Here is a 22924-nt window from a genome sequence, read left to right on the forward strand (position 1 = left end):
GACCGACGAGCGCGACCGCGGCTCGTCGGTCATTCTGTGCATGACCTTGAAAGGGGTCTGCACGTCATGAGATGCACGTTGCGTGTGAGCTCGGTGAGCCGGCCCCTGCGCGCGGTGAGGGCGACGACGGCCGTTGTCCTGCTCTCGGCCGGTCTGGCGGGGCCGTCCGCCGGGGCCGCCGAGCCGGCCGTCCGTGGACTCACCGACCTGGTCAACCCGTTCATCGGCAGCCAGAACGAGGGCAACACCTTTCCCGGAGCCGCCCTGCCCTTCGGCATGGTGCAGCTGTCCCCGGACACCGGCCACAACACCGGCTACGACCACGCCGACACCCACATCCGCGGCTTCTCCCTGGTCCACCTCTCCGGCGTCGGCTGCCGCCTAGGCGGTGATCTGCCCGTCCTGCCCACCACCGGCGAGATCACCCGGACGGACTATGCGAAGTACGCGGCCGCATTCAGCCACGACACCGAGAAGGCGAGTCCCGGCTATTACAAGGTCGGCCTGAAGACCGGTATCGACGCCGAGCTGACCGCCACCGCGCGCACCGGCGTGCAGCGCTACACCTTCCCGGCCACCGACCGGGCCAACGTCATGATCAACGCGGGGCAGGCGCTGCACAGGACGGTCTCCACCTCGGTCGAGATCCTCGACGACCGGACCGTGCGCACCAGGATCACCGGCAGCGGCTTCTGCAAGGCCACGAAGCCGTATACGGTTCACACGCTGACCCGGTTCGACCGCCCGTTCACCGCGTACGGCACCTGGAAGGGCGACAGGGTCACCGAGGGCTCCAGGACCTCGACGGCGGGCAAGGCGCGCAACGGCGCCTACGTCCGCTTCGACACCACCGAGGACCGCACGGTCGAGGCCACCACGGCGCTGTCGTACGTGGACGCGCAGGGCGCACGGGTCAACCTTCGCGCGGAGGGAGGCCGCTCCTTCGACCATGTACGCACCAAGGCCCGCAAAGCCTGGACGGACCGCCTCGAGGACGTCCGGGTGCGGGGCGGCGACACCACCCTCCGGCGCACCTTCTACTCCTCGCTCTACCGGTCGTTCCTCGCCCCGAACATCGGCAGCGACGCCGACGGCCGGTACACCGGCTGGGACCAGCGGATCCACCGGACCGCCGAGGACGGGGGGTTCACGTACTACCAGAACTGGTCGCTGTGGGACAGCTACCGCACCCAGGCCCAGCTCCTCGCCCTGCTCGCCCCGCGGGAGTCCCGGGACATGGCGATCTCCGTCATCAAGATCGACGAGCAGGGCGGCTGGCTGCCCAAATGGGCCTACGCCACGGTCGAGACCAACATCATGACCGGCGACCCGGTGACCCCGTTCCTCACCAACGCCTACCAGCAGGGCCTGCTCGGGGGATGGGAGGAGCGGGCCTACCGGGCGCTGCGGAAGAACGCCGACGGCGTACCCCCCGCCGACTGGCCGGGGGTGGGGCGCGAGGCCAACAAGGAGTACATCGCGGGCGGTTTCGCGCCCTACCTCAAGGGCCGGCCGAAGGCGAAGCCCGGCGACTCGGACTACGCGTTCGGCGCTTCGGCGACCCTGGAGTACGCGCTGGCCGACGCCATGCTCGCCCGGATGGCCCACGACCTGGGGCATACCGCGGACGCCGAGCGCTACGCCGGACGGGCGCAGAACTACCGTGCGGTGTTCGACCCCTCGACGGGCTTCTTCCGCGCCCGGGACGGCGCCGGAGCCTTCACCGGACCCGTCGACCCGGCGCACGGCTGGGGCTTCCACGAGGGCACGTCCTGGCAGTACCAGTGGCTGGTGCCGCAGGACCTGGCCGGCCTGATCGATCTGCTCGGCGGCAGGCAGGCCGCCAACGACCGGCTCGACACCTTCTTCGCCTACGACCGGCTGGTCCTGGACCCGGCCCGGACCGCGCGCGAGGTGTGGGTCAACGGCCCGTACGCCTACTACGGCAAGGACAAGTACAACCCGCAGAACGAGCCCGACCTCATCGCCCCCTACACCTACCTGTCGACCGGGCAGCCGTGGAAGACCACCGACGTCGTGCACGCCGCGCTGACCCTCTTCACCGACACGCCGACCGGGATGACCGGCAACGACGACCTGGGCACGATGTCCGCCTGGCACGTGCTGTCCTCGATCGGGATCTTCCCGGTGCAGCCGGGCACCGACACCTGGGGCCTGTCGACACCGGTCTTCGAACGCGTCGACATCCGGCTCGACGGGCGCCACTACCCGAAGGGCCGGCTCACCATCACGGCTCCCGGCACCTCCGCGACCAGCCGCTACATCCAGGCGGCGCGGCTGGACGGCGTCGAGTACGCGAGTACGTACGTCACGACCGACCAACTGCGGGGCGTCCGTTCGGTCGACTTCGTCACCGGGACCGAGCCGTCCGAATGGGGCACCGGCCCGTCCGCCGCCCCACCCGGACTGGTGAGCCCGCTCGGGGACCGTTGACCCGGCTCCACGGGTCCCGCCCTTGGCCTGAAGGGCGGGACTTAATGTGCTGTTAACTGCGTGTAGCTTGATCGCGCTTGACCGTAATCACGTGGACGGGATTGACTGCATTTCTCCCCATCGTCGACGCGAGGACAGACTTTTGACTGACGATCTGCTCGCGCCACTGGACCTGGCGTTCTGGAACATCGAGTCCGCCGCACATCCCATGCACCTCGGTGCCCTCGGGGTGTTCACGGCCAACTCGCCCGCCGCGGGCCTGCACGCGGCCGATCTGCTCGCCGCCCGCGCGGCCGGCGTGCCCGGGCTGCGGATGCGGATCCGTGACGTTTGGCAGCCGCTGGCCTTCGGCGGTGCGGCGCGCGAACCCGTCCCCGATTTCGAGCCGTTCGACCACGTACGGCTGCACGCGCCCGTCACCGACTTCCACGCCGCTGCCGGAACGTTGATGCAGCGCCCCCTGGAGCGCGGCCGACCGCCCTGGGAGGCGCATGTCCTGCCCGGTGACGACGGAGTGTCGTTCGCCGTGCTCTTCAAGTTCCACCACGCCCTCGCCGACGGGCTGAGGGCGCTGACGCTCGCGGCGGCCGTCATGGACCCGATGGACCTCCCGCAGCGCCGCCCGCGCCCCGCCGAGGAGCTTGCCCGCCCACTCCTGCCCGATGTGCGCAAGCTGCCCGACCTGCTCCGCGACACGCTGTCCGACGTGGGCCGGGCCCTGGACATCGGCGCCTCCGTCGCGCGTGCCACCCTCGGTGTGCGCTCCTCGGCCGCGCTGACCTCCGAGCCCAGCGGCACCCGGCGCATCGCGGGCGTGATCCTCGACCTCGACGATGTCCACCGGATCCGCAAGAAGGTCGGCGGTACCGTCAACGACGTGCTGATCGCCGTCGTCGCGGGTGCGCTGCGCAGCTGGCTCGACGAGCGCGGAGACGGCAGCGAGGGCGTCGCACCCCGGGCGCTGATCCCGGTCTCCAAGCGCCGCCCACGCACCGCGCATCCGCAGGGCAACCGGCTCTCCGGCTATCTGATGCGGCTTCCCGTGGACGACCCCGACCCGCTCGGCCGACTGGACACGGTCCGTACCGCCATGGACCGCAACAAGGACGCCGGACCCAACCGGGGCGCGGGTGCGGTGGCCCTGCTCGCCGACCACGTACCCGCCCTCGGGCACCGGATCGGCGGGCCGCTGGTCAGCCAGGCGGCCCGGCTCTGGTTCGACATCCTGGTCACCAGCGTGCCGCTGCCCAGCCTCGGTCTGAAGCTCGGCGGCTGCCCGCTCGCGGAGGTGTACCCGCTCGCTCCGCTGGCGCGCGGGCAGTCCCTGGCGGTCGCGGTCTCCACGTACCGCGGCTCGGTCCACTACGGCCTGATCGCCGACGCCGAGGCCGTACCGGACCTGGACCGCTTCGCGCACGCCGTGTCGGCGGAGGTGGAGATACTGCTGGAGGCGCGCGGGGTGTGATCCCGGGGCGCAGGGTTCTGGGCAGCGCCGGGTTCAGGCTCCGCCGGGCTCGGGGCTCCGGGGTTCGGACCGCGCCGGGCCGGGCTGCCCCGGTTCAGGGTCCGCCGGGCTCGGGGGCGGCGCCGGGATCGGGCTGCTGCGGACTCGGGCGGGATGCGCTCCTGTGGCGTGGGCCAGGCGGCCCGGGCGCCCGGTTTCCGTCCGGGACCGGTGCTTCGGCTCCCTGCCCCGGGGCCTGCCCCGGCCCCGTTGCGGCCCGCGGCCACCACGCCCGTCGCGGGCCCACGGCCACCCCCGTGGGTTCCGTCGGTTTGGTGCCGTCCGCGGCACTCCGTAAGATTCCGCCTTCGAAAGCGAGCGCGGATCGAGCGCGGCGCGGGATCTGAGGAACGGCACACGGCGATGACGATGACAAAGGACGGTCGGGCGGCTCTTGCCGGGGACACGGTGGGGGAGGACCGGGCGCCCATCGCCGAGGGCGCGCCGCAGGTCTCGTACGGACCCGGTATCGACCCGGAGCGGCTCGCGGTCTGTCTCAGCGTGCTCGAGGAACTCGACAAGCTTGAGGTCGACCACCCAGACGCCGTCGCCGTGCGACGCGCCACCGCGGGCATCTACCGCACGGTCAAGCAGCGCCGCCGCCAGGAGCGCCGCGCCGCCAAGACCGCGCACGACAAGGCGGTCACCGAGTCCACCGCCACGGGTTCCGCCCAGCGCATCGACGACGAGACCGAGGGGATCCTGCCCTCGTCCGTCACCGAGTCCGGGCAGCTCGCGGGGATACTCCAGCGGCCGCGCTCCTGCTACGTCTGCAAGACGCGGTACGTCGAGGTCGACTACTTCTACCACCAGCTCTGCCCCGAGTGCGCGGCCGAGAACCGGGCCCGACGCGACGCCCGGGCCGACCTCACCGGCAAGCGGGCACTGCTCACCGGCGGACGCGCCAAGATCGGCATGTACATCGCGCTGAGGCTGCTGCGGGACGGCGCGCACACCACGATCACCACGCGCTTCCCGAATGACGCGATCCGCCGCTTCAAGGCCCAGCCCGACAGCGATGAGTGGATCGGCCGGCTGAAGATCGTCGGCATCGACCTGCGTGATCCCGCGCAGGTGGTGGCGCTCGCCGACTCGGTCGCCGCCGAGGGCCCGCTGGACATCCTGATCAACAACGCGGCCCAGACGGTGCGGCGCTCCCCGGGGGCCTACGGCGAGCTGGTCGCCGCGGAGTCCGCCCCGCTTCCCGCGGGGGAGCTGCCCGCCGCGGAGGTCATCGGCACCTTCGGATCCGGCGCGGTGGCGGCCCTCCCGGTCGCCGGCGGCGGGGCGCTGACCGCGCAGGACGTCACCGACCTGGCGCTGGTCTCCGGCTCGGCGTCGCTGGAGCGGATCGCCGCCGGCACGGCGATCGACGCGGGCGGGCTGGTACCCGACCTGCACGACACCAACAGCTGGATCCAGTCGGTGGACGAGGTCACGCCGGTCGAGCTGCTGGAGGTGCAGCTGTGCAACTCCACGGCGCCGTTCATCCTCATCAGCCGGCTGCGCGCGGCCATGGCGGCCGCACAGGCCCGGCGGACGTACATCGTGAACGTCTCCGCGATGGAGGGCGTCTTCAGCCGCGGCTACAAGGGTGCCGGGCATCCGCACACCAACATGGCGAAGGCCGCGCTGAACATGCTGACGCGGACCAGCGCGCAGGAGATGTTCGAGAAGGACGGCATCCTGATGACCGCCGTCGACACCGGGTGGATCACCGATGAGCGGCCGCACCCCGACAAGGTCCGCCTCGCCGAGGCCGGGTTCCACGCGCCGCTCGACCTGGTCGACGGGGCGGCCCGGGTGTACGACCCGATCGTCCGCGGCGAGCAGGGCGAGGACCTGTACGGGGTGTTCCTGAAGGACTATGCGCCCGGTAAGTGGTAGCCGCCGCACGCTCGGCCGGGGCTTCGCGGCCGGTACCGGGCAGATGGAGGGGGAAGAGCGGGACCATGCCCTCGCAGGCGTGAGCCGGGCGGCAGGTCCCGCGTCCCTACCCGGGCGCTTCCGGGGTGTGTGACCGCAGGACGTCATGCACCGCGTACGCCGGAGCAGTCCGCGCCGTGCGCACCCGCGTGCCGCCGTCCACCAGCAGGTCGGCCCCGGTGATCCAGTCCGCCGCGTCCGACGTCAGCCACAGCACCGCTCGCGCGACGTCCTCGGGGTCGCCCAGACGGCCCAGCGGGAGGCTCGCGGCGAGTTCCTCCTCCGCGTGCTCCCAGACGAAGCGGGCCATGTCGGTGCGGACCAGTCCTGGGGAGACGGAGTTGACGCGGACCGTCGGGGCCAGTTCGCCGGCCAGTTGCCGGGTGAGGTGCAGGAGGGCGGCCTTGGTCGTGCCGTACGCTCCCACGTTCGGGCCCACATGAGCCGCGCCCTCCGTGCACACGTTGACCACCGACCCGCCGTGTTCCCCCATCCACGCCCGCCAGGCGTACTGCACCAGCCGCAGGGGAGCCTCCACGTTCACCGTGAACGCCGCACGCCAGGCGTCCGGATCGGCCTCCATCAGCGGTCCGTACGGCTGGTTCGTCGCGGCGTTGTTGACGACGATGTCGACTCGGCCGAAGCTGCGCATCGTGAGGTCGGTGAGGTTTTTGAGGTGGGTGGGGTCGGCGACCGTGCCCGCGAGCCCCACTCCGCCCAGTTCTTCGGCCGCGCGCCGCACCGCGTCCGCGTCGCGGGCGGTCACACAGACCCGTGCGCCCGCCCGCGTGAGCGCCCGCGCGACGGCGAGACCGATCCCGCGCGAGGCACCCGTCACGATCGCTGCCCTGCCCCGAAGCCCGTACGCCGGCGTCATCCGCGTACCGTCTCATGACGGTCCGTCAGTCAACAGCCCCCAGGCGGGAGTTCTGGGCGGCCACCAGTTCCAGCAGGGTGCGCCAGTCCTCCATCACCCCGGCGTCCAGGGCGGCGGCGCGGCCCGCCTCGGACGCCTGGCGCAGGGTGAGGACGTCGTCGGCGAGAGGGTCGCCCTGCCAGCCGCCCGCGTGCAGACGCACCAGACGGGAGACCCTTTCGCCCAGCAGCGGCCGCACTGCGGACGCGGCACGGTCGGCGTGTCCGGTGCGGTCGCCGGGGGCCAGGAGCAGGCCGATGTCGTGAACCAGGCCCGCGACCTGGAGCTCCTTGTCACTCGGATGGCCGCGTCGCAGCAGGGCTGCCGTCTGCAGGGCGTGGTCGTGAAGGTCGATCGTGTCGCCGGGGCGGTTCGGGCGGCCGGGGCGGACGGGGCTGTTCGGGCTGCCGGGGCTGCCCGGGTCTATGGGACTGTCGGAGCCGGCGGGGCCGCGGGGGCTGCCGGGGCGATCGGGGTCGCTCCGCGCCCCGCGGGCCGCGTGCAGCAGATCCATCAGCTCTTCGACACTGCGCAGTTCCATGCGTCAGTCCTCCCCGCGGGCGAGAAAAGCCGTTGCGCGCGCCAGCAGATCATGGCCGAATGAACACGAGGCGACCTGGAACAGTCTCTCTTGTTTCCAGCCCTATCGAGCGGACTCCCGCTCATTTGGTTAATCTGTAGCGACGGGCAAAGCTGATCGGGTTCCACCAGACCCACCGTCCGTCCCGGGACAAGCCGGTCACCACGGCCTGCTCTCAACGGAGTTACCGGCGCCACCGCGTCCGAACCGCCTTGACTCACACCCGCAGGGGCATGAGGCGTCCGGCAGTGGGCCGGCCCCGTCCCACGGGTTACCCGACACATAAGGAGTGCGCGGTGCCAGAGAAGACGAGTCGCGAGCAGCGCCCCAAGGAACATACGGAGCGCTCGGGCCGCCGGAGCGAGCAGGAACTCGGCAGTCTCGACGTGTGGGCCCGGTCCGCCCCGATCCGACTGGCGGGCTACGAGGACGACCTCGCCGAGCCGCACATCCTGCCCAGCGTCGACTAGCCCTCCGGTCCACGCCGGCGGTCATGATCGCCACGGCATGGGCGTGCCAGACTCGCGGCCATGCCGAACATCGTGATCAGAGAAGCCGAGGGGGAGGACTGGCCGGCGATCTGGCCCTTCTGGCGCCGGATCGTCGCCGCGCGGGAGACCTACACCTGGGACCCGGACACGCCCGAGAAGGCGGCCCGGGTCCTGTGGATGGGGCCCGGGAAACGCGTGTACGTCGCCGAGGACGGTGAGGCCGTGGTCGGCTCGGCCTGTCTGAGGCCCAACTACGGCGGCCCCGCGGCCGGTATCGCCAACGCCGGGTTCATGGTCGACCCGGACCAGGGCGGACGCGGCATCGGACGCGCCCTCGCCGAGCACGTCCTCACCGCGGCACGGGAGCAGGGCTACCGGGGCATGGTGTTCAACGCCGTCGTGGAGACCAACCCGGCCGTGGGACTGTGGACTTCGCTCGGCTTCACGATCCTCGGCACGGTGCCGGAGGCGTTCGAGCACCCACGGCACGGGCGGGTGGGCCTGCACATCATGTACCGGGCGCTGTGAACCCACACGGAGACCGCTCGGTCGCCGCACCCTTCGGTGGCCGCGCTCGGGCGCCGCGGTGCTCGGTGCGCGCCGCGTCTCGGTCGAGCACCGAACACCCAGCCGAGCGGCGACGCTCAGTCGAGCGGCGACACTCAGTCGAGCAGCGACTCAGTCGAGCGGTGCCGTTCGGCGCCACGGCCGCCCGGCCTCCAACTGGGCCGCCACCTCCAGGAGATCGAGCTCCGACCCGGGGCGGCCGACCAACTGGACGGCACACGGCGCGCCGCCCGGCAGCGTCCCGAACGGCACCGACATCGCCGGCCAGCCCGTCAGGTTCCACGGCGGCGTCATCGGCGAGTAGTTGGTGTTCACCAGCACGTTCCGCAGCCAGCCGCGTTCGTGCCAGGGCGCGGCGGCGGGGGAGCGCCGGGCCAGCGCCGGAGTGAGCAGGACGTCGTGCTCGGCGAAGAACGGCTCCATCCTGCGCCGCAGTTGCTCCCTGCGGACGCCCTTGCGGACCGAGCCCACCGTCCGCCGCCCGATCGTCGCGTGCACCCGAGTCCGCCGGCTCAGCCGCCGCAGGTCCAGGTCCTCGGCGTCCACCGCCGTGCCGGCCGTCCAGTGCGCGAGCGACGTGGTGCCGAGCCAGAAGGGGTACGGGGGGTCGGCGCGGCGAAGCCGGTTGCCCGCCTCGGTCAGCACCGCCGCCGCGTCCCGGGCCGCCACCGCGTAGGGGCGGCTGATGGTGACACCCGGAAACGGACTGCGCACGGAGACGGCGATCTTGCGCGCGGCCTTTCCGGTGGGCCGCACGGGCTCGATGCCCGCCAGGACCGAGAACATCAGCCGGGCGTCCTCGACCGTGGTGGCCAGTGGGCCATTTTCGGACATTCCGAACCAGTCGCCGTGGCCGATGCCCGCCGGTATCACGCCGTGGCCCGGCTTGAGGCCGATGAGGCCGCAGTTGGCGGCGGGGATGCGCAGCGAGCCCATTCCGTCGTTGCCCAGCGCGATCGGCACCAGCCCCGCCGCGACCGCCGCGGCACTGCCGCCGGAGGAGCCGCCCGCCGTGCGGGTGGTGTCCCACGGGTTGCGGGCGGTGCCGTGCACCCCCTCCGTGGTGCCGAAGACGCACAGTTCCGGCACGTTGGTCACCCCGACCACGACGGCACCCGCGGCCCGCAGCCGGGCCACCGTGACATGGTCGTCGTCGGCCGGGACGTCGGCGGTGGCCGCCGTGCCGTTTCGGGTGGCCTCGCCCCGTACGGCGAGGTTGTCCTTGACGGCGACCGGTACGCCCGCGAGCGGCAGTTCGGCCAGATCGTCCCGGGCGGCCAGCTCCTCGGCCTCGGCGAGCGCCTCCTTCGCGCGCACCCGGCGGAAGGCGCCCACCCGGGCGTCGAGCCGTTCGATGCGCGCCAGATGCTCGGCAACCACCTCGCGGGGCGTGGCGCGCTTCTCGCGCACGGCGGAGGTGATCTCGGTGGCGCTGCGGCCGACCCAGCTGGTCACGAAGGCTCCTCGTCCGAGTGATGTGTGGGAGCACTGTGCCTCGTTGTACGGGGTCACGTCGAGAGGCCGCGGTCTTGGACATTCGCGGTCCTCTTGTTGGACTTTCGGGCACATGGCTCCGGTGTTTCCGCAGCGCGCCGAGTGATCCGACCACCTGCGCAACTTTCATGTCTCATGGCCCCGTTGACAGTCATTGGCGCCGGCTCAATGATCAGCCATCCGATGACTTGGAGGTGCAGGGCCATGACCCTCACGACCCGGCTGGCCGTCGCGGTGGCGGGGCTCGCACTCATCGCGGGGGTGACACCGGCGCAGGCCGTCGTGGCGCAGCAGGACGCACCGACGGCGGCGGCCGCGCCGGTCACCGTGCCTGCCCTGGCGAACTGGACGGCCGAAACCGGAAGTTACTCCTTCGGCCGGGGCACCCGCATCGTGGCCGCCGACCGGGCCGCTCGGACCACCGCCGACACCCTCGCCGACGATCTGCGCTCGGCGGGCCACGGCACCGTCCCCGTGGTGAGCGGCGGCGCACGGACCGGCGACATCGTCATCGACGTCCGGCCGTCCCGGAAACCACTCGGCGCGGAGGGCTACGAACTGCGTGCGGGCAAGCGGCTGTCGGTGACCGGCGCCACCGCGACCGGAGCCTTCTACGGCACCCGCACCGTCCTCCAGCTCCTCGCGCGGGACGACCGTGTCCCGGCCGGACGGACCGTGGACGTCCCCGAGTACGAGGAACGCGGCGTCGGCGTCTGCGCCTGCTACATCAACATCTCCACGGACTGGCTGGAGAACCTGGTCCGTGAGATGGCGTACAACAAGCTCAACCGGCTGCTGCTGGAGCTGAAGGTCAAGAGCGAGTCCCACCCGGAAGCCAACACCTGGGGCTACTACACCAAGGACGAGATCCGCCGGCTCGTCGCCCTCGGCGCCAAGTACCACGTGGAGATCGTCCCGGAGATCAACTCGCCGGGCCATATGGATCCCTGGATCGAGAACCGGCCGGACCTCCAGCTGACGGACTCCGACGGCAACAAACAGCCGTCCCGGCTCGACATCACCCGCCCCGAGGCCTTCGCCTACTACACCAGCCTGATCGACGAATACGCGCAGGTCTTCACCTCCACCTCCTGGCACATGGGCGCCGACGAGTACATGCTCGGCTCCGACTTCGCGAAGTACCCGCAGGTTCTCGCCTACGCACGCCAGAAGTACGGTGCGAACGCCACCCCGCAGGACGCGTTCATCGACTTCGTCAACCGCGTCCACACCTACGCCGCGGCCAAGGGCAAGAAGCTGCGGATATGGAACGACGGCCTCACCGGAGCCAACACCGTCCCGGTCGCGGCGGGCACGACGGTCGAGCACTGGCTGAACGTCGCCGTGAAACCGAGCCGGCTCATCGCGCAGGGCTACCCGGTGATGAACGCGGCGTACGCCCTCTACCTCGTCCGCGGCGGCTTCCACAGCAACACCGAGTCGCTGTACGACCAGAGTTGGGACCCCCGCAGCTTCGAGGGCGAGAAGCTCACCTCCCGCGAGGGCATCACCGGGGCGAAGATCAGCCTCTGGCCGGACAACGGGCGAGGGGAGACGGAGAACGAGGTCGCCGTCGACACCGAGCCCGCGCTACGGCACATCGCCCAGGCCACCTGGGGAGCACCCCACCCGGACGCAACCTACGAGGACTTCCTCGCCCGCGGCCGGGCCGTCGGCAAGGCGCCCGGGGTGGTCGACCTCACGCGCGTACCGGTCGCCGACGGCACGTACACCCTGCGTTCGGGCGCCACCACGGCGGGCGACTTCACGGTGGCACGTACCCCGGACGGCTACGCGACCCTGAAGTCCCGGACGAGCGGCCGCTGTCTGGAGGTACGGGGCGGGAAGCTCACGCTGAACGTTCCGCTGCAGCCCGGCACCGCGGTGACCGAGGAGAGCTGCGACCCCGTGAACACTCTCCAACGCTGGGTACTCGACCCGGCTCCGGGCGGCTACCGGCTCGTGAACGCGATCACGCGGATGGCGGTCCACATCTCCGACGACGGTCGCCTCGTGCAGTACCCACCGGACCAGCGGACCCCCGCCGTATGGACACTGGCCGCCGTCTGAACAACGGGCCGCTCCGCGGCGCGCCCTGTTCAGCGGCAGCTGTACGCCGATTTCCCCGGGCCTGAAGAACCGCACGCCACGGCGGGCGAGGAACCGAAGTCAGCCGATCGGAACCGAAGCGGGCCGGTGGCCGCCGTAAGGAGGGTGCCTGCGCCGTCCGGGCCGCTCGTGTGCCTGCGCCGTCCGGGCCGCCCGTGTGGCTGCGGCGGCCCGGACGGCGCAGGCATGTCGGGCGGGCCGGCTCAGCCGTTGTACGGGGCCGTGACGTCCAGGACCCAGGTGACGCCGAAGCGGTCGGTGAGCATGCCGTACAGCGGCGCCCACTGCGCGGGCTCCAGCGGACGCACGATGGCCGAGCCCTCGGCGAGCCTGCCCCACAGGGCACTGATCTCCTCGGCGTCGTCACCGCGTACGGAGACGAAGAACGGGTTCTCGCCCTGGTTCCAGGGCAACTGCGAGGGCACGTCGTAGGCCATGACGTGGAAGCCGTTGTCGCCGGCCACCTCGCCCCACATCACCCAGTCCGCCTCGCTCTCGTTCTGCACGGCGCCCGCGTCCTTGTAGGTGACCGCGACAGTACGTCCGCCGAAGACGGACCGGTAGAAGTCCAGCGCCTCTCGTGCGGTGCCCCGGAAGTTCAGATGAGTGGTGGTCGTGACGGACATGACGGGCTCCTTGCCTCGATGTGACGAATACGCCGCCGACCGTCAAAGCCCGAGCGGCGGCTGCCGTGACCGGGGGCGATGCCTCCCGAACGGCTCGTAGGCAACCATGGCGGAGGTAGCGGACAGGGTGTGTCCTGTACTGCGGGGAAGATGGATCTCATGCACAAGACATCCGCCCGGTTGCTCGCGCTGCTCTCGCTGCTCCAAACGCACCGGGACTGGTCGGGCGACGATCTCGCCCAGCGTCTCGACATCACCTCGCGCACCGTGCGCCGTGACATCGACCGCCTGCGCGAACTCGGCTACCTGATCATGACCGTCAAAGGGCCGGCCGGCGGCTACCGCCTGGAGGCCGGCACTCACATGCCACCGATGCTGTTCGACGACGGCCAGGCCGTCGCCCTGGCCGTAGCGCTGCAGACCGCGGCCACCGGCACCACCACCGTCGCCGAGGACGCCACCCGCGCCCTGGCCACCCTCCGCCAGGTCATGCCACCCCGCCTGCGCCACCGCATCGACCTGCTGCGCATCACCGCCGTCCGACCACCCGCGGCCCGCGACACCCCTCAGGCCGACACCCAGGTCCTGGTGGACCTCAGCCGCGCCATCCACGCCCGCGAGGAACTGCGCTTCGACTACACCTCGGGCCGGGGCACCTCGGCCGACAACCCCCGCCGGGTACAACCCCACCACCTGGTCACCTGGCGTGATCGCTGGTACCTCGTGGCCTGGGACCTGGACCGGGAGGACTGGCGCACGTTCCGCGTCGACCGCATCCGGCCCCGCACACCCACCGGCCCGCGCTTCGCCCCGCGCGAACTCCCCGGCGGCAGCGTCTCCGCCTTCGTCACCAGCCGGTTCCGCGGCAACGAAGGCGCCACGACCGACTGGCCCTGCCAGGGCGAGGTGATCCTCCACCTCCCGGCCGCCCACGTCGCGCCCTTCGCCCAGGACGGAATCGTCGAGGAACTCGGCCCCCACCGCTGCCGGCTCACCCTCGGCTCCTGGTCATGGACCGGGCTCGCCGCCACCATCGGCCGCTTCGGCACCGACATCGAAGTCATCGGTCCGCCCCCACTGGCCACGGCGTTCGCAGAACTCGCCGCCCGCTACGCCCGCGCCGCGCGCGCCACAGGAGCGGAGACCGGCGCGACGCCGTGAGAACGGAAACCGCCGCGCCGCTCATGCCCAGCCCAAGCCCAGGCCCAAGCCCTCCGAACGTCGACACCCGCGACCGGCAAGGTCAAGCACGGCGACCCGCCGTGCCGGAGGCCTCAGCCACGTAGTTGGGTCCGCAGCCACTCCTCCACCTCTCCCACATGCGCCGCCGCGGCCGCCCGGGCCGCCTCCGGGTCGTGGGCCACCAGCGCGCGGTGGATCGCGGCGTGTTCGCGGCGGGTGCGGGCGAAGGCCCCCTCCTCCTGGTAGCCCCGCCACACCCGGGCCCGGAACGTACGGGACGACAGACCCTCCAGGATCGCCGCCATGGTCTCGTTCCCGGCCGCGGCGACGATCGCGCGGTGGAAGGCGAGGTCGTGGGAGAGGATCTCCTCCGGGTCGTCGGTCGCGTTCATGGCCGCCAGGTGTTTCTCCACCTCCGCGAGTTCGCCCTCGGTGATCCGGGCCGCGGCCAGCGCGGTCGCCGTGGACTCCAGGATGCGGCGCACCTCCAGCAGCTCCACGAGTTGCGGACCGCGCGAGAGATCCGCGACCACGCCGAAGGTCTCCAGCAGGTCCCCGGCCTCCAGCTGGGTCACATAGATGCCGGAGCCGTGTCTCGCCTCAAGCACCCCGAGCACCGTCAGCGCCCGGATCGCCTCCCGCATCGAGCTGCGCGAGATGCCCAGCCGGGCCGCGAGATCACGCTCCGTCGGCAGCCGTTCACCCGGCTCCAGCCGCCCCTCCGCGATCATCGCCTTGATCTGCTCGATGGCGCGCTCGGTCACCGTGCCCTTCGGCCCGGCGGCTTCCACGCCCCTGGGTCCGGCGCCCCTGACCGGGGCCCTGGCCTGTCCGGCCACCGTCTCGTCCACGCCGGTCCTCCGTTCGCAGCCTGAGTGCGCCCGCAGTCTAACCATGGAGTTGGTCCGACCACTACGACCGGAAACCGTGAAAATCTGACCCCGGGGGGTGTTGTGAACCCGAAGTGGTCTGATAAATATTCCAGCGATTCCACTGGCACCCCGGGCCGGAAGCGGGACCTCAGGCCGGGGGCGACTCGTCCCACTGGACGCAGGACGGGTACGTCCGCCAGTGCCACGCTCACCCCGCTGGATCTCGCTCGATGAGGAGCCGTCACATGGCCGGCAGAACACCGCGGAACAGGCGAACGACGTCGCGGGCGGTGCGTGCGGTGGCTGCCGCCGCATGCGCCACCCTCGTGCTCGCGGCATGCGGCAGTACCAAGGACTCCGTCGCCTCGGGAGGGGACGGCGGTGAGGGCAAGGTCGGGGTGATCCTGCCCCTGCTGACCTCACCGTTCTGGCAGTCGTACAACGACTACGTGCCCAAGATGGCGAAGGAGGAGAAGGTCGACGCCTTAAAGACCGTCAACTCCAACAGCGACCCGTCGCAGCAGATCACCGACATCAACAACGCGCTCAACCAGGGCGTCAAGGGCCTCGTCGTCGCTCCCCTGGACAGCGCGGCCATCGTCGCCGGGCTCGACCAGGCCGAGCGCAAGGGCGTACCGGTCGTGGCGGTGGACGTGGCGCCCGACAAGGGCAAGGTCGCGATGGTGGTCCGCGCCAACAACGTCGCCTACGGCGAGAAGGCCTGCGAGTACCTCGGCAAGCAGATCCCGTCCGGCAAGGTCGTGCAGATCATGGGCGACCTCGCCTCGGTCAACGGCCGCGACCGCTCCGAGGCGTTCCGCGCCTGCGTCAAGAAGAACTACCCCAAGCTGAAGGTGCTGGAGATCCCCGCCAAGTGGGAGTCCGACGCCGCCGCCTCCAAGCTGGACACGCTCCTCAACGCCAACCCCGACATCAAGGGCATCTACATGCAGGCCGGCGGCGTCTACCTCGCCCCGACCCTGCAGACCCTGAAGTCGAAGGGGATGCTGAAGAAGGCGGGCCAGGCCGGCCACATCTTCATCGTCTCCAACGACGGCATCCCGCAGGAGTACGACGCCATCCGCAAGGGCGAGATCGACGCCACCGTCTCCCAGCCCGCCGACGCCTACGCCAAGTACGGCATGTACTACATCAAGCAGGCCATGGCAGGAAAGACGTTCAAGCCCGGCCCGACCGATCACGACTCCACCATCGTCAAGCTGCCGAGCGGCATACTCGAGGACCAGCTGCCCGCGCCGCTGGTCACCAAGGACAACGTCGACGACCCCGAACTCTGGGGCAACACGGTCAAATGACAGCTGTCGTCACCCCCCTGGTAGAGGCCACGGGCATCGTCAAGCGCTACGGGCCCACCGTCGCCCTGCAGGACGGCCGGCTTTCCGTCCTGCCCGGCGAGTCCCACGCCCTCGTCGGCCGCAACGGCGCGGGCAAGTCCACCCTCGTCACCGTCCTCACCGGGCTCCAGGCGCCGGACGCGGGCACCGTCCGCTTCGACGGCGAGCCCGCGCCGCCGCTCACCGACCGCGCCGCCTGGCGCGCCAAGGTGGCCTGCGTCTATCAACGGCCCACCGTCGTACCGGAGTTGACGGTCGCGGAGAACCTGTTCCTGAACCGCCAGCCGGATGCCCGACGCGGCTTCTTCAGCTGGCGCCGGCTCCAGGCGGAGGCTACCGAGGTCCTGGAGACCTGGGACGTCCGCGTCGACCCCGGGGCCAGGACCGCCGACCTCAAGGTCGAGGACCGGCAGATGGTGGAGATTGCCCGGGCGCTCAGCCAGGGCGCCCGCTTCATCGTCCTCGACGAACCCACCGCACAGCTCGACAACCGCGAGATCGAACGCCTCTTCACCAAGATGCGCTCGCTGCAGGAGTCCGGGGTCACCTTCCTGTTCATCTCGCACCACCTCCAGGAGGTCTACGAGGTCTGCCAGACGGTGACCGTCCTGCGCGACGCCCGCTGGATCACCACCGCCCCGGTCGCCGAACTCCCGCGCGCCGCACTGGTGGAGGCGATGGCGGGGGAGGCGGTGGCCGAGCGGCAGGCCGCCGCCGCGGACGCCGTGGTCGAGCAGACCGACCCCGACGAGGCCGGCGCGCCGGTCGTCCTGGAGGCCAGGGGCCTGACCTCGGACACCTTCGAGGACGTCGACCTGACCGTGCGCCGCGGCGAGGTCGTCGGGCTCGCCGGGTCCAGCGGCAGCGGGAAGGTCGCGCTCGCCGAGTCCTTCGCCGGGCTGCACACCCCGGCCTCGGGCAGCGCCCGACTGGACGGCAGACCGCTGACGTTCGGTGATGTCCAGGCCGCCCTGAAGGCCGGTGTGGGCTGCGTCCCGCGCGACCGGCACGACCAGGGACTCGTCTTCGGCATGACCATCGGCGACAACGCCACCATGAGCGTCCTGGACCGGCTCGGCAAGAACGGGTTCATCGGCACCGCCCGCAAACGCGGCTTCGCCACCGAACTCATCGAGCGGCTGGACATCCACGCCGAAGGGCCCGACCAGCCGGTCTCCGACCTCTCCGGCGGCAACGCCCAGAAGGTGGTGATGGCTCGCGCCCTCGCTTCCGACCCACGCCTGCTCGTGCTCATCAACCCCACGGCCGGGGTCGATGTGAAGTCCAAGGAATCCCTGCTCTCACGCGTGGACAACGCCCGCGAGGACGGCACCGCCGTCCTGGTCGTCTCCGACGAACTCGACGACCTGCGCCGCTGCGACCGCGTCCTCGTCCTCTTCCACGGCCGTGTCGTCGCCGAACACCGGGCGGGCTGGCACGACCACGAGCTGATCGCCTCCATCGAAGGAGTGGACCATGGCTGACACGAAGGCCCCGTCGGCCTCTACCCCCACCCCCGCGAAGGAGTCCGACGGCGCGGCGGCCAAGACCGTGATCCTGCGCCGCGCCCGTGAACTCGCCCTGGTCCCCGCGCTGTTGGTGCTGCTGGTGCTGGGCGCGATCGTCAACGACTCGTTCCTCACCGAACGCAACATCATCTCCATCCTGGGCGCCTCCGCCGCACTCGCGATGGTGGTGCTGGCCGAGGCGCTGGTGCTGATCCTCGGCAAGATCGACCTGTCCCTGGAGTCGGTGGTCGGCATCGCCCCCGCCGTCGGTGCCCTGCTGGTGCTGCCCGCCGCACAGTCCGGCTGGGGCACCGAATGGTCCGCCGGACTCGCCATCCTCGCGATCCTCGTCGTGGGCGGGGTGATCGGCGCCTTCAACGGCGTCCTCGTGGTGAAGTTCAAGCTCAACGCCTTCATCGTCACCCTCGCCATGCTGATCGTGCTGCGCGGACTGCTGGTCGGCGCCACCAAGGGCAAGACCCTGTTCGGCATGCCGGAATCGTTCTTCTCCCTGGCCACCTCCACCTTCCTGCGTGTCCCGCTGTCGGTGTGGCTGGCCGCGGTCTGCTTCGGCGTCGCCGGGATCTTCCTCAAATACCACCGCATCGGCCGAGCGCTGTACGCCATCGGCGGCAACGCGGAAGCCGCGCGCGCGGCCGGCATCCGGGTGGAGAGGGTGGTGTTCGGGGTGTTCGTCATCGCGGGCGTCCTCGCCGCGGTCGGCGGGATCATGCAGACCGGTTACGTCGGGGCGATCAGCGCCAACCAGGGCAACAACATGATCTTCACGGTGATGGCGGCGGCGGTCATCGGCGGCATCGCCCTCGACGGCGGCCGGGGCACCATGTTCGGTGCGCTCACCGGTGTACTCCTTCTCGGTGTCGTGCAGAACCTGCTGACACTCGCCCAGGTGCCCTCCTTCTGGATCCAGGCCATCTACGGGGGAATCATCCTGGTCGCCCTGATGATCGCCCGGGTGACCACGGGCCGAGCCCAGGACTAGGCCCTGTCGTCCGGGGGCTTGATCCGTCGGAAGCCCCCGGACCCCGCCAGACGCTCACTCACGATGCAGAGCCCCGGATCGAAAGGCCTCCCGTGTCCCCAACCTCCGCCCGCATCACCGCGGTCGACACTTACGACATCCGCTTCCCCACCTCACGCGAGCTCGACGGGTCCGACGCGATGAACCCGGACCCCGACTACTCGGCGGCGTATGTCGTACTGCGCACGGACGACGCCGACGGCCCGGAGGGGCACGGATTCACCTTCACCATCGGGCGGGGCAACGATGTCCAGGTCGCCGCGATCGATGCACTGCGGGGGCATGTCACGGGCCGGGACGTCGAGGAACTGTGCGCCGACCCCGGCTCGCTGTTCCGGGACCTGATCGGGGACAGCCAGCTGCGCTGGCTCGGCCCCGAGAAGGGCGTGATGCACATGGCGATCGGCGCCGTAGTCAACGCCGTATGGGACCTGGCCGCCAAACGCGCGAACAAGCCCCTGTGGCAGCTGCTCGCCGACGCCACCCCCGAATGGCTGGTCTCGCAGGTCGACTTCCGCTACATCTCGGACGTCCTCAGCCCCGCGGACGCCCTCGACCTGCTGAGCCGGGGCCGGGAGGGCGCGGCCGACCGGGAGAGACTCCTGCGGGAGCGCGGGTTCCCCGGCTACACCACCTCACCCGGCTGGCTGGGCTACTCCGACGAGAAGCTCACCCGGCTGGCCCGGCAGGCCGTCGCCGACGGCTTCACCCAGATCAAGCTGAAGGTCGGCGCGGACATCGAGGACGACGTACGCCGCTGCCGGGTGGCCCGCTCCGTGGTCGGACTGGACATCCGGATCGCCATCGACGCCAACCAGCGCTGGAACGTCGACGAGGCGATCACCTGGGTGCGGGCACTCGCCGAGTTCGACCCGTACTGGATCGAGGAACCCACCAGCCCCGACGACATCCTCGGCCACGCCGCCATCCGCAAGGCCGTCGCCCCCGTCAAGGTCGCCACCGGCGAACATGTGCAGAACCGGATCGTCTTCAAACAGCTCCTCCAGGCGGGCGCCATCGACGTCCTGCAGATCGACGCGGCCCGCGTCGGCGGCGTCAACGAGAACCTGGCCATTCTGCTGCTCGCCGCCAGGTTCGGCGTACCGGTCTGCCCGCACGCGGGCGGCGTCGGACTGTGCGAACTCGTCCAGCACCTGTCGATGTTCGACTACGTGGCCCTCTCCGGCACCACCGAGAACCGGGTCATCGAATACGTCGACCATCTGCACGAGCACTTCCGCGACCCGGTGGTGATCCGCGAGGGTCACTACGCGGCGCCCACCGCGCCCGGTTTCTCCGCCACCATGAAACCGGAGTCCATCACCGAGTTCACCTTCCCCGGCGGCACGTTCTGGGCCGCCGACCTCGACCCTCAGAAGGGGGCAGCGGCATGACCGACGCGCAGGACTTCGAGGGGCTGAAGGCCCTGGTGACAGGGGGTGCCTCCGGTATCGGCCGGGCCACCGCCGAACTACTGGCCGCCCGCGGCGCGCACGTCGCCGTCCTCGACCTGGACCCGTCGTCGGTGGAGAAACCACTGCTCGGTTTCCAGGCCGACGTCACCGACGACGACTCCGTACGCGGGGCGGTGGCCGCCGCCGTCACGGAACTCGGCGGACTCGACGTCCTCGTCAACAACGCCGGCATCGGCGCCCAGGGCACGGTCGAGACCAACGACGACGCGGAGTGGCACCGGGTCCTGGACGTCAACGTCCTCGGTATGGTCCGCGCGGCACGCGCGGCGCTGCCCCATCTGCGGGAGTCCTCGCACGCGGCGATCGTGAACACCTGCTCCATCGCCGCCACCGCCGGACTGCCGCAGCGGGCCCTCTACTCCGCGTCGAAGGGCGCCGTCTACTCGCTCACCCTCGCCATGGCCGCCGATCACGTCCGCGAGGGCATCCGTGTCAACTGCGTCAACCCGGGAACGGTGGACACCCCGTGGGTGGGCCGCCTGCTGGACGCCGCCGCCGACCCGGCCGCCGAACGCGCTGCCCTCGAAGCCCGCCAGCCCACCGGCCGGCTGGTCTCAGCCGCCGAAGTGGCGGGCGCCATCGCCTACTTGGCGAGCCCTCTCTCCGGCGCCACCACCGGCACCGCACTCGCCGTCGACGGCGGGATGCAGGGGCTGCGGCTGCGCCCGGTGGGCCAGTGAAGTCGCTGGGGAACAGCGGAGTCGAGGTCAGTGAGCTGTCCCTCGGCGCCGCCGGGATCGGCAACCTCTACACCGAGGTGAGCGACGAGCAGGCGTCGGAGACGGTGGCCACCGCCCGCTCCTTGGGAATCCGCTACTTCGACACCGCGCCGCACTACGGCATCGGCCTCTCCGAACGCCGCCTCGGCGCCGTCCTGCGGGAGCAACCGCGTGTCACGTACACGGTCTCCACCAAGGTGGGCCGCCGCCTCGAACCCAGCGACGCGGGCGGCGACGACCTCGGACACGGTTTCGCCGTGCCCGCCACGCACCGCCGCGTCTGGGACTTCAGTGCCGACGGAGTACGCCGCAGCCTGGAGGCGAGCCTCGAGCGGCTCGGCCTCGACCGGGTGGACGTCGTCTACCTCCACGACCCCGACGACCACGCCGAAGAGGCCTTCCACGAGGCCTACCCGGCGCTGGAGAAGCTGCGCTCCGAAGGCGTGGTGGGCGCGATCGGCGCGGGCATGAACCAGACCGGGATGCTCACCCGTTTCGTCCGCGAGACCGATGTGGACGTGGTGCTGTGCGCGGGCCGCTACACACTCCTCGAACAGGGCGCCCTGGAGGACCTGTTGCCCGCCGCACAGGAACGCGGGAAGTCCGTCGTGATCGGCGGCGCCTTCAACTCCGGGCTACTCGCGGACCCGAAGCCCGGAGCCACGTACAACTACGCTGCCGCGCCACCCGAGTTGCTGAACCGGGCACTGGCCCTCAAGGCGGTGGCCGACCGCCACGGCACCACCCTGCGCGCCGCCGCCCTGGCCTTCTGCGCCGCCCATCCGGCCGTCGCGAGCGTCCTGGTCGGCGCCCGCTCGGCCGACGAAGTCCGCGACTGCGCCGAACAGTTCGCGGCACCCGTACCAGTGGCCCTGTGGCAGGAGCTGCGTGCCGAGGGCCTGCTGCCCGACAACGCGCCGGTGCCGGGAGAGGAACCGTCATGAGAGTCGCCCTGCACACCAAGGTCCGCGCCGACCGCATCGAGGAGTACGAGGCCGCCCACCGCGAGGTGCCCGAGGAGCTCACGGACGCCATCCGCGCCGCCGGCGCCACCTCCTGGACGATCTGGCGCAGCGGTACCGACCTCTTCCACGTGCTGGAGTGCGAGGACTACGCAAAGCTGCTCGCCGAACTGGAGAAGCTCCCGGTCAACGTCACCTGGCAGGCCAGGATGGCCGAACTCCTCGACGTGGTCCACGACTACTCCGACGAGGGCGCGGCCGCCGGCCTGCCCGTCGTCTGGGAGCTGCCGTGATCGTCGACTCCCACCACCACCTCTGGGACCTCACCGTACGCGACCAGGAGTGGATCAGCGGACCCGAACTGGCCCCCCTGCGCCGCAACTTCGAGCTTCCCGAGTTCACCGCCGAGGCCCGCGGCGCCGGAGTCTCGGCCAGCGTCCTGGTCCAGACGATCACGGTCGCCGAGGAGACGCCCGAGTTCCTCGCGATCGCGGAGGCCGGCGAAGTCGTCGCCGCGGTGGTGGGCTGGACGGACCTCACCCACCCGGCCGTCGGCGACGAACTGGCCCGGCTGCGGGAGCTGCCCGGCGGAAGCCGGCTCAAGGGCATCCGTCATCAGGTACAGGGCGAACCCGACCCGGAGTGGCTGCTGCGGCCGGACGTGCGCCGCGGCCTGAACGCGGTCGAGGCGGCGGGACTGGTCTACGACCTGGTGGTCGTGCCCCACCAACTCCCCGCCTGTGTCAAGGCGGCCGCCGAGCATCCCGGACTCACCTTCGTCCTGGACCACCTGGGCAAACCGCCGATCGCCTCGGGCGCACTCGAACCGTGGGCCTGCGCCGTGCGGGAGCTGGCCGAACTCCCCAACACCGTCTGCAAGATCTCCGGCATGGTCACCGAGGCCGAGCTCACCACCTGGACCGTCGAGGACCTCCGTCCGTACGCGGACACGGTCCTCGACGCCTTCGGCCCGTCCCGGCTGATGTTCGGCTCCGACTGGCCGGTGTGCACGCTGGCGGCGACGTACGCCCGGGTCCTGGGCGTTGCCGAGGAGCTGACCGCGGGGCTGAGTGCCGACGAGCGCGAAGAGGTCTTCGCCGGGACGGCGACCCGGGTCTACGGTCTGGGAGACCTCTGAGAGT

20 protein-coding genes are annotated in these 22924 nt (G+C 71.1%); 15 read left to right on the top strand and 5 right to left on the bottom strand.

The window, feature by feature from the left end; all coding sequences use genetic code 11:
• Positions 1-66 precede the first annotated feature (66 nt).
• From EF387_RS35320 to EF387_RS35330, 3 genes are all read left to right on the top strand, one after another.
• Positions 67-2454, top strand: coding sequence for a GH92 family glycosyl hydrolase (locus EF387_RS35320; protein ID WP_128380683.1), 2388 nt, complete (start codon positions 67-69; stop codon positions 2452-2454).
• A gap of 142 nt (positions 2455-2596) precedes the next feature.
• Positions 2597-3919 (top strand): wax ester/triacylglycerol synthase family O-acyltransferase, encoded by a 1323-nt coding sequence (locus EF387_RS35325; protein WP_128380684.1) that lies wholly within the window; start codon positions 2597-2599, stop codon positions 3917-3919.
• 402 nt (positions 3920-4321) lie between these two features.
• On the top strand, positions 4322-5845 hold the full coding sequence (locus EF387_RS35330; protein ID WP_238431878.1) for an SDR family NAD(P)-dependent oxidoreductase: 1524 nt from the start codon (positions 4322-4324) through the stop codon (positions 5843-5845).
• A 106-nt stretch (positions 5846-5951) separates the two neighbouring features.
• Here EF387_RS35330 and EF387_RS35335 read toward each other — a convergent pair whose 3' ends face one another.
• Positions 5952-6761: an SDR family oxidoreductase gene (locus tag EF387_RS35335; RefSeq protein ID WP_128380685.1), complete on the bottom strand. Its 810-nt coding sequence runs from the start codon at positions 6759-6761 to the stop codon at positions 5952-5954.
• Between the two features lie 25 nt (positions 6762-6786).
• Positions 6787-7341, bottom strand: a complete 555-nt coding sequence (locus tag EF387_RS35340; RefSeq protein ID WP_128380686.1) for an HD domain-containing protein — start codon at positions 7339-7341, stop codon at positions 6787-6789.
• 335 nt (positions 7342-7676) lie between these two features.
• Here EF387_RS35340 and EF387_RS47640 point away from each other — a divergent pair, with 335 nt between their 5' ends.
• Positions 7677-7850: a hypothetical protein gene (locus EF387_RS47640; RefSeq protein ID WP_202918467.1), complete on the top strand. Its 174-nt coding sequence runs from the start codon at positions 7677-7679 to the stop codon at positions 7848-7850.
• 69 nt (positions 7851-7919) lie between these two features.
• Positions 7920-8399 (top strand): GNAT family N-acetyltransferase, encoded by a 480-nt coding sequence (locus tag EF387_RS35345; RefSeq protein ID WP_128380755.1) that lies wholly within the window; start codon positions 7920-7922, stop codon positions 8397-8399.
• 150 nt (positions 8400-8549) lie between these two features.
• On the opposite strand, the gene EF387_RS35350 is transcribed toward EF387_RS35345, so the two are convergent.
• Positions 8550-9893, bottom strand: a complete 1344-nt coding sequence (locus EF387_RS35350; protein WP_128380687.1) for an amidase — start codon at positions 9891-9893, stop codon at positions 8550-8552.
• Positions 9894-10136: 243 nt separating this feature from the next.
• On the opposite strand from EF387_RS35350, the gene EF387_RS35355 reads away from it, so the two are divergent.
• A complete protein-coding gene (locus EF387_RS35355) occupies positions 10137-12002 on the top strand; it encodes a family 20 glycosylhydrolase (RefSeq protein WP_128380688.1) in 1866 nt (621 codons plus the stop codon).
• Positions 12003-12244: 242 nt separating this feature from the next.
• Here EF387_RS35355 and EF387_RS35360 read toward each other — a convergent pair whose 3' ends face one another.
• Positions 12245-12667: a VOC family protein gene (locus EF387_RS35360; protein ID WP_128380689.1), complete on the bottom strand. Its 423-nt coding sequence runs from the start codon at positions 12665-12667 to the stop codon at positions 12245-12247.
• Between the two features lie 159 nt (positions 12668-12826).
• Here EF387_RS35360 and EF387_RS35365 point away from each other — a divergent pair, with 159 nt between their 5' ends.
• On the top strand, positions 12827-13828 hold the full coding sequence (locus tag EF387_RS35365) for a helix-turn-helix transcriptional regulator (RefSeq protein WP_128380690.1): 1002 nt from the start codon (positions 12827-12829) through the stop codon (positions 13826-13828).
• Positions 13829-13941: 113 nt separating this feature from the next.
• Here EF387_RS35365 and EF387_RS35370 read toward each other — a convergent pair whose 3' ends face one another.
• Positions 13942-14640 (bottom strand): FadR/GntR family transcriptional regulator, encoded by a 699-nt coding sequence (locus EF387_RS35370; RefSeq protein ID WP_128380756.1) that lies wholly within the window; start codon positions 14638-14640, stop codon positions 13942-13944.
• Between the two features lie 326 nt (positions 14641-14966).
• Here EF387_RS35370 and EF387_RS35375 point away from each other — a divergent pair, with 326 nt between their 5' ends.
• From EF387_RS35375 to EF387_RS35410, 8 genes are all read left to right on the top strand, one after another.
• Positions 14967-16037: a sugar ABC transporter substrate-binding protein gene (locus EF387_RS35375; protein ID WP_128380691.1), complete on the top strand. Its 1071-nt coding sequence runs from the start codon at positions 14967-14969 to the stop codon at positions 16035-16037.
• Positions 16034-17560 (top strand): sugar ABC transporter ATP-binding protein, encoded by a 1527-nt coding sequence (locus EF387_RS35380; RefSeq protein WP_128380692.1) that lies wholly within the window; start codon positions 16034-16036, stop codon positions 17558-17560. Before EF387_RS35375 ends, EF387_RS35380 begins: the two co-directional genes overlap by 4 nt.
• Positions 17553-18587 (top strand): ABC transporter permease, encoded by a 1035-nt coding sequence (locus EF387_RS35385; protein WP_128380693.1) that lies wholly within the window; start codon positions 17553-17555, stop codon positions 18585-18587. The genes EF387_RS35380 and EF387_RS35385 overlap by 8 nt, the downstream gene beginning before the upstream one ends.
• A gap of 92 nt (positions 18588-18679) precedes the next feature.
• The gene (locus EF387_RS35390) at positions 18680-20020 is read left to right on the top strand and encodes an L-fuconate dehydratase (RefSeq protein WP_128380694.1); all 1341 of its coding nucleotides are present in this window, start codon (positions 18680-18682) and stop codon (positions 20018-20020) included.
• The gene (locus EF387_RS35395; protein ID WP_128380695.1) at positions 20017-20781 is read left to right on the top strand and encodes an SDR family NAD(P)-dependent oxidoreductase; all 765 of its coding nucleotides are present in this window, start codon (positions 20017-20019) and stop codon (positions 20779-20781) included. Before EF387_RS35390 ends, EF387_RS35395 begins: the two co-directional genes overlap by 4 nt.
• Positions 20778-21764: an aldo/keto reductase gene (locus tag EF387_RS35400; RefSeq protein WP_128380696.1), complete on the top strand. Its 987-nt coding sequence runs from the start codon at positions 20778-20780 to the stop codon at positions 21762-21764. Before EF387_RS35395 ends, EF387_RS35400 begins: the two co-directional genes overlap by 4 nt.
• The gene (locus EF387_RS35405) at positions 21761-22075 is read left to right on the top strand and encodes an L-rhamnose mutarotase (RefSeq protein WP_128380697.1); all 315 of its coding nucleotides are present in this window, start codon (positions 21761-21763) and stop codon (positions 22073-22075) included. Before EF387_RS35400 ends, EF387_RS35405 begins: the two co-directional genes overlap by 4 nt.
• Entirely contained in the window at positions 22072-22920 is an 849-nt protein-coding gene (locus tag EF387_RS35410) for an amidohydrolase family protein (RefSeq protein WP_128380698.1), read from the top strand. The genes EF387_RS35405 and EF387_RS35410 overlap by 4 nt, the downstream gene beginning before the upstream one ends.
• The last annotated feature ends 4 nt before the right edge of the window (positions 22921-22924 follow it).

The organism is Streptomyces cavernae (genome assembly GCF_004023625.1).
GTDB lineage: Bacteria > Actinomycetota > Actinomycetes > Streptomycetales > Streptomycetaceae > Streptomyces > Streptomyces cavernae.

Excerpts from the sequence above, each read along its gene's own strand:
- EF387_RS35320 (WP_128380683.1), top strand. The coding sequence starts at position 67 with ATGAGATGCACGTTGCGTGTGAGCTCGGTGAGCCGGCCCCTGCGCGCG.
- EF387_RS35330 (WP_238431878.1), top strand. The coding sequence starts at position 4,322 with ATGACGATGACAAAGGACGGTCGGGCGGCTCTTGCCGGGGACACGGTG.
- EF387_RS35335 (WP_128380685.1), bottom strand. The coding sequence starts at position 6,761 with ATGACGCCGGCGTACGGGCTTCGGGGCAGGGCAGCGATCGTGACGGGT.
- EF387_RS35340 (WP_128380686.1), bottom strand. The coding sequence starts at position 7,341 with ATGGAACTGCGCAGTGTCGAAGAGCTGATGGATCTGCTGCACGCGGCC.
- EF387_RS35355 (WP_128380688.1), top strand. The coding sequence starts at position 10,137 with ATGACCCTCACGACCCGGCTGGCCGTCGCGGTGGCGGGGCTCGCACTC.
- EF387_RS35360 (WP_128380689.1), bottom strand. The coding sequence starts at position 12,667 with ATGTCCGTCACGACCACCACTCATCTGAACTTCCGGGGCACCGCACGA.
- EF387_RS35365 (WP_128380690.1), top strand. The coding sequence starts at position 12,827 with ATGCACAAGACATCCGCCCGGTTGCTCGCGCTGCTCTCGCTGCTCCAA.
- EF387_RS35375 (WP_128380691.1), top strand. The coding sequence starts at position 14,967 with ATGGCCGGCAGAACACCGCGGAACAGGCGAACGACGTCGCGGGCGGTG.
- EF387_RS35380 (WP_128380692.1), top strand. The coding sequence starts at position 16,034 with ATGACAGCTGTCGTCACCCCCCTGGTAGAGGCCACGGGCATCGTCAAG.
- EF387_RS35385 (WP_128380693.1), top strand. The coding sequence starts at position 17,553 with ATGGCTGACACGAAGGCCCCGTCGGCCTCTACCCCCACCCCCGCGAAG.
- EF387_RS35395 (WP_128380695.1), top strand. The coding sequence starts at position 20,017 with ATGACCGACGCGCAGGACTTCGAGGGGCTGAAGGCCCTGGTGACAGGG.
- EF387_RS35405 (WP_128380697.1), top strand. The coding sequence starts at position 21,761 with ATGAGAGTCGCCCTGCACACCAAGGTCCGCGCCGACCGCATCGAGGAG.